This window comes from Phyllobacterium sp. (genome assembly GCF_037994405.1).
In the GTDB taxonomy this organism is placed as follows: Bacteria; Pseudomonadota; Alphaproteobacteria; order Rhizobiales; family Rhizobiaceae; genus Phyllobacterium.
The window spans coordinates 1-6,301 of record NZ_JBBNAN010000151.1; the positions used below are offsets into that span (position 1 = coordinate 1).

Below are 6,301 nucleotides of genomic sequence, written 5' to 3' on the forward strand. Positions count from 1 at the left end.
CAACCGAACAATTCTGGTTGTAAAAATGAAGCATTAACCTTGATGGAGAGTTAACGGCGTCTGGAGAAGTTGAAGGAAACGTCCCTCATGCTGAGCTTGTCGAAGCACGTGTTTGGTGCGTCGTTCGCCCCTCGACAAGCTCGGGAGGGCTCACCATGAGGAAGGTTCTAACGTTTCTTTCTGGCACGCCCGGCGAAGGGATTGTCGGAGGCGCGCAGCACAACCCGGATCGGCACGCCCGGCATGTCGAACGTTTCGCGCAGACCGTTGGACAGATAGCGGACATAGGAAGTCGGAAACGCTTCCGGCCGCGAGCAGGAGATGACAAACCCCGGCGGGCGTGTCTTGACCTGCGTGATGTATTTAATCTTGAGCCGGCGCCCGGCAACCGCTGGGGGTGGATGATGCGTCGTCACGCTCTCCATCCAGCGATTGAGACGGCCGGTGGAAATGCGGCGGTTCCAGACTTCATCAGTCGTGGCGACGGCAGCCATCAGTTTGTCGATGCCCTGGTTTCTCTCACCGGAAATCGGCACGGCCCGGATACCGCGAATCTGCGGCAGAAGCCGCTCGGTCTTCTCGCGCAGATCGGCGAGCACCATCTGGCGGTTCTCGACGAGATCCCATTTGTTGAACGCGATGATCGGCGCGCGGCCTTCGCGGATAATGAGGTCGGCGATCTGCAGATCCTGCTTCTCGAAGGGGATCGTCGCGTCGAGCACGATGATAACCACTTCGGCAAAGCGGATGGCGCGCAGCGCGTCGCCAACGGACAGTTTTTCCAGCTTGCCCTGCACGCGCGACTTGCGGCGCAGACCGGCCGTATCGAAGAGCTTGATCTTGCGGCCATTCCATTCCCAATCGACGGAAATGGAATCGCGGGTGATGCCGGCTTCCGGACCAGTCAGCAGGCGCTCCTCGCCCACCATCGTATTGACCAGCGTCGACTTGCCAGCATTCGGGCGGCCGACAATGGCGATGCGCAAGGGCTTCGACGAATCATAGGCCGGAACATCCTCGGCATCCGGATCGTCGATATCATCGCCGATCAGATCATCCATCGGACGGGGCATAGCAGGGATGGTGACAGCAACAGAATCGTCGGCGCTTGGCTTTACATATTCATCGGGGAAGACGCGCTCCTTGCCCATCGCCTCGACGATCGCATCACGCAGATCGGGGAAACCCTGACCATGTTCGGCCGAGATCGGGCACGGCTCGCCGAGACCAAGCTGGTAAGAATCGTACATGCCGGATTCAGCACCGCGCGCCTCGGCTTTGTTCGCTATCAGAATGACCGGCTTGCCGGAACGGCGGACGAGATCGGCGAAGGTCACGTCGGTCGGGGTAATGCCGGCCTTCGCATCGACGAGAAAGAGAATGAGGTCCGCTTCCCCAATCGCGAGTTCCGTCTGGGCGCGCATACGGCCCTCGAGCGAAGAGCTTTCGACTTCTTCCAAACCTGCGGTGTCGATGACATCGAATTTGAGGTCGTACAGCTTGGCGTCATGAACGCGGCGATCACGGGTAACGCCCGGAAGGTCATCCACAAGGGCGATCTTGCGGCCGACGAGCCGGTTGAACAGCGTGGACTTACCGACATTCGGACGGCCGACAATCGCGAGAGTGAAGCTCATCGGCTCAAAATCCTATCTATCTCAACCGGCAGCGGCAGCGGGTGCGGCGCCAGTGCTTCGCAGCATATCAAGCATGGTGTCGGCAAACTGGCGGACATTGGCCGGAGCCGTCTGATCATCGGAGATCTGCTTGAAAAGTTTCAATGCATCGGCGCCACGGCCAGCTTTCCAGGCGGCAAGGCCGAGCGCTTGGCGGGCGGAATGGCGCATTGGATTGCTGTCGGAGGACAGCGCCTCAACGCGGCTCGCCACATCATCATAGGAACCGGTATCGACCAGGATGAACGCGGCCCGAAGCTTGGCAAGATCGCGAATGGCCTGAGGAACCGAAGTATCGGCGGACACCTTGTCGAAGGCCGCGACAGCACCGGCCGAATCGCCCTTCTGCGCGAGAACGCCGGCAGCGCGCATGCGCGCCAGCACCGGATAGGCGCCGTAACCATCCTTTTCGAGCTGTTCCAGCGTCTTCAACGCTTCGTCATTCTTGCCGTCGCGAACGAGGTTGAGTGCAGCGAGAAATTGATCACCCGACTGCGAGGCCTGCTTTTCCGTCCAGTATTCATAAAAGGCAAAGACACCTGTGCCGACAACTATGGCAACGACGCCACCAATGAGCAGCGAGCCATAGCGGGTCCAGATCGCCTTCACCTTGTCGGAACGCAGTTCCTCATTTACCTCACGGAAAAAGCCGTCGTCAGTCATGGTGCCTCTTGAGATGGCTTGCGCCATCGGATCAATTGATAAAACGCGGCGCAGCCGCAGCCGCCCCGCGCAATGGAGTTCAGGCGCTTTTAGTCGGAAACCTTACGAGATGTAAGACCTAACTTGAAAATAGGCCTCACATTGGCGATACGCCGATCAGAAGCAGATGCAATTTCCACACAAACAGGGCGTAGAGCACAACGCCGACGATAACGGCGATAACGTCATTGGAAACCGGTCCAGGTACGATATAGGGAGCCGCGAGCCCCGCCCGCTCCTGACGCTTGATGGCGATGCGGTCGGCGACGGCCCACCCCAGAAATGAGAGAAACAGGATAAGCGACGCGAGATCACCATTGGCAAGGAGGTGCGCCAGCGCCCAGGTTTTGATGGCGATCAGCATCGGATGCTTCAGCGCCGGCTTCATTCTGCCGGGTTTGGCAATGAAGACGCCGAGGAATATGAAGGCAAACAGCATCAAAAGCGCCGTGATGTGCTTCATCCAGACCGGTGGTTCATAAAGGATAGGCGCGCCCAGCCGTGCCATGCCGTAGCCCCAGACGAGCAGCACGAAGCCGGTGAGCGAAATCAGTGAGTAGAGGCCTTTCCATCTGCCCTCGCCCCACTGTTCTATCTTGGCGAGACGCCACTCTGGCGCGACGATGCGCACCGAATGAATTCCAAGAAAAACGATGATCCCAAGAATCAGTACCAGCATGGCCGCTCTCCCCAAAAGACGGTTGCAGATTATAGCGGGACTCGGATAGTTCCAAGTTACCTGCTTGCGGTGGATCGCCGCGTCCGACCATCGCCACAATTGACCTGTAGCGACATCGTTTCTCTCCCGGAGCCGCGTTTCATCATCATGCGTTCAATTAGCACCATTGTTGCCGCGTCCCTCGCGTTGTCGTCGTCTGTGCCAGCCATGGCCAATAGCAACACGGAGCTGCGCGGCACGATCGGTACGAGGCCGCAATATGTGCTGATTTCGTTCGACAATTCCGGCAGCAATGAATTGTGGGACCGCAGCCGGGCGCTGGCAGAGCGCTCCAATGCGAAATTCACCTATTTCCTTTCCTGCGTGTTCCTGATCGACCGGGATGACCGCAAATCCTATCAGGCACCAGGCGAAGCGCCCGGGCGCTCGAACATCGGCTTTGCCACATCGAAAGAAGATATCGCCAAGCGGCTCGACAATATCTGGCGCGCCCGCAACGAGGGCAACGAGATCGCCAGCCATGCCTGCGGCCACTTCGACGGCAAAAGCTGGACGAAGGCTGACTGGGAACGGGAGCTGACCACCTACAAACAGGTGCTGAGCCAGGCATGGGGCAAATATGGCGGTGATCCTGAACCTGAAGGCTGGAAGCGCTTCGTTGACAAGGAAATCCGTGGCTTTCGCGCGCCCTATCTTTCGGAGGGTCCGGCGCTGCTGTCGGCGCTGAGAGAAAAGGGTTACGTCTTCGACGGCAGTGGTGTTTCGCGCGGGCCTGCCCTGCCGCTGCACGCCGGAGGACTTTACCAATTCGGGCTGCCCACTATCGATGAGGGGCCAAAGAACAAGCCGGTCATCGCCATGGACTATAATCTCTACGTCCGCCATTCGGCCGCGATCGAACGCACGGATCATCTGGACGAATTCGAGAACCGCGCCTACGACGCTTTCAAGGGCGCGTTCGAGGAGCAGTATCAGGGCAAGCGCATCCCGTTCCAGATCGGATTGCACTTTACGCTGATGAATGGGGACGCCTATTGGCGGGCGCTGGAGCGCTTCACCAGCAAAGTCTGCACCAAGCCGGACGTGCGCTGCACGACCTATAGCCAATATTTGAAGGAAGCAGGCGGAGGAACGCCAGTCGCCGGTGCTGAGCTCAAGCAACCTGCAACAAGCGGCGGGATGTAATCGCCGCCCGCGTTGCTTGCAATCAGGCTTCTTCTGATTGCGTCTGCAGATAGCGCTCGTCGATCGCCGGCAACGGCTCGTCATAAATCACGGCCTCAAATGCGCGCAGACGCTTATAGATCGAGATGAGCTCGACGATCGTTGTCCACGAATTCACCAGATACTGGAACGAGGACGTTACCTGCGAGAACGCACCGCTGATCTGGTTCATCGTGCCGAGCGTGATCTTGCCTGCGACGATCGACGGGATCAGCACGATCAACGAGAAGATGTTGTCGGTCTGCAGGTAAAGATATCTGGCAACGTTGAAATACATATAGTGGAAGTAGAGCCGGAAATAATTGCGGCGCACGTTGGAAAAGAGCTCCGTCATCACCTCGGGTTGAGCGCGAGCCGGGTGGTCCTCACCGTAGACGAGCTCCTTGCGGTAAGCGGCTTCCACGCGCTGGTTACGGAATTGCAGACCGGGCAGTTTTACGCCCACACCGGCCAGAACGACTGTACCGAAAATCGACCAGAAGACTGCTGCAAACACAAGAGGATGCGGCACCTCGCCAACGACCGGCAATTCGGTGATGTTGGCGGACAGGGCAATCAGCACAGGCACAAAGGCGATCAGCGTCATGAACGAATCGATAAGCCTGACGCCGAGACCTTCCATCGTCTCGGCAAAACGCATCGTGTCTTCCTGGACACGCTGAGAAGCACCTTCGATGTGCCGGAGCTGGCTCCAGTGAGACATGTAGAATTCGTTCATGGCCGTGCGCCAGCGGAAAATATAGTGGCTGACGAAAAAGGCCAGCAGCACGCTGACGGTTACGCCAACAAGAGCCACACCCAGAAACTGACTGACACCTTCATAGAACTGGCCATAGGTAACAGGTGCCGTCTTGGACACGGCGGTCTGGATGAGATTGTAGAAGGGCCCGTACCAATTGTTGACGGCCACGCTTACCTGAACCTGGAAATAGGTGACGAAGAGGATGAACGCCGATCCGAGGACCGACCAGCGCTGCCATCTGTGCGGTGAATACCAGGCCCAGAAACCCGCAAAGATGGCGACGATTATCGCAAAATAGATGTAGAACCACAGAAACGCCGGCGACCAGAAACTGGCGATACCGATGATCGGCGGGGCGTCGGGCGCCGCCGGCGGCAGGCCAAGATGAACGCCGAGCTGTTCTCCGACAAAAAACCAGAACAGAACAGAGGCTAACGACCAAAGCGCTGCTGAAATGAAGAAGAGCTTTGGTTTTGGAAAAAATGAAACAAACACGGTCGTGGATTCCTCGAGTGAAAAGTCCTGCAATGCAAGGCTGCATTGATTGAACTTAACAGCACGAATAGGGCAAAGCATGAACTGCAGCAATTAAATTGCTGTAATCTTTGGAGACCCTTTGCGAATCCATCTGATGGACATCTGATGCGGTTTTTCTGCGCTTCTGGTGCTCACGGACCAATAAGTCCGCTGCGCTGCGGTTCTCGACAACCGCACCAGCTGCGTCATCAGGCTGAATTCTCAAAAGGTCCCTCGCTCTCCCTGGCGTCTTGCGGAGAACGCAAAAAACGCCGCCACAACCAGGCCTGCCGCCGCGGCCAGTGTGGCGAAGGTAAAGTCGCCGGTGATGTTGGCGAGGTATCCGCCGACCAGCGGACCGATTATTTGGCCGCTGCCGAATGCCGCCGTCATCACCGCCATGACCCGGCGCTGCGAATTTGGCAGAAGCACACGTCCCGCCTGAAAGCCGAAGGCCGTGATGACGATGAAGGTTAGTCCGAGGAGAAGGCCGCCGAGCAACGGACCAACCGGTGACGGCAGGACAACGCTTGCTGCAACGCCTACCGCCTGAACAGCGCAACCAAGCGCCAGCGCGACGAAGGGGCCGACGCGCCGCAGGAGTGGTGTCCACAACCAGACAGAAATGGCTCCGGAAGCGCCGGTCAGCAGCCAAACCAGAGCTTCCATCCAGGCGCCGCCATGGCTGGAGCGCACAATTGCGATGATGAAAGTTGCCGTGATGATGTAGCCAAAGCCGAAAATACCATAGGCGACGTTGAT

General features: G+C 58.1%; 6 protein-coding genes. 1 reads left to right on the plus strand and 5 read right to left on the minus strand.

The window, feature by feature from the left end; genetic code table 11:
- Positions 1-167 precede the first annotated feature (167 nt).
- The 3 genes from der to AAAC48_RS09155 form a co-directional block, all read right to left on the minus strand.
- The gene (der, locus tag AAAC48_RS09145) at positions 168-1,637 is read right to left on the minus strand and encodes a ribosome biogenesis GTPase Der (RefSeq protein WP_340653880.1); all 1,470 of its coding nucleotides are present in this window, start codon (positions 1,635-1,637) and stop codon (positions 168-170) included.
- 21 nt (positions 1,638-1,658) lie between these two features.
- Complete coding sequence (locus tag AAAC48_RS09150; RefSeq protein WP_340653881.1) at positions 1,659-2,339, minus strand: tetratricopeptide repeat protein; 681 nt, start codon at positions 2,337-2,339, stop codon at positions 1,659-1,661.
- A 136-nt stretch (positions 2,340-2,475) separates the two neighbouring features.
- Entirely contained in the window at positions 2,476-3,057 is a 582-nt protein-coding gene (locus tag AAAC48_RS09155) for an NnrU family protein (protein WP_340653882.1), read from the minus strand.
- A 147-nt stretch (positions 3,058-3,204) separates the two neighbouring features.
- On the opposite strand from AAAC48_RS09155, the gene AAAC48_RS09160 reads away from it, so the two are divergent.
- A complete protein-coding gene (locus tag AAAC48_RS09160; protein WP_340653883.1) occupies positions 3,205-4,242 on the plus strand; it encodes a polysaccharide deacetylase in 1,038 nt (345 codons plus the stop codon).
- A 22-nt stretch (positions 4,243-4,264) separates the two neighbouring features.
- Here AAAC48_RS09160 and sbmA read toward each other — a convergent pair whose 3' ends face one another.
- Together sbmA and AAAC48_RS09170 are read right to left on the minus strand one after the other, a co-directional pair.
- Complete coding sequence (gene sbmA / locus AAAC48_RS09165) at positions 4,265-5,518, minus strand: peptide antibiotic transporter SbmA (protein ID WP_340653884.1); 1,254 nt, start codon at positions 5,516-5,518, stop codon at positions 4,265-4,267.
- A 243-nt stretch (positions 5,519-5,761) separates the two neighbouring features.
- On the minus strand, positions 5,762-6,301 hold a 540-nt coding region (locus AAAC48_RS09170), incomplete at its 5' end, for a YbfB/YjiJ family MFS transporter (RefSeq protein WP_340653885.1).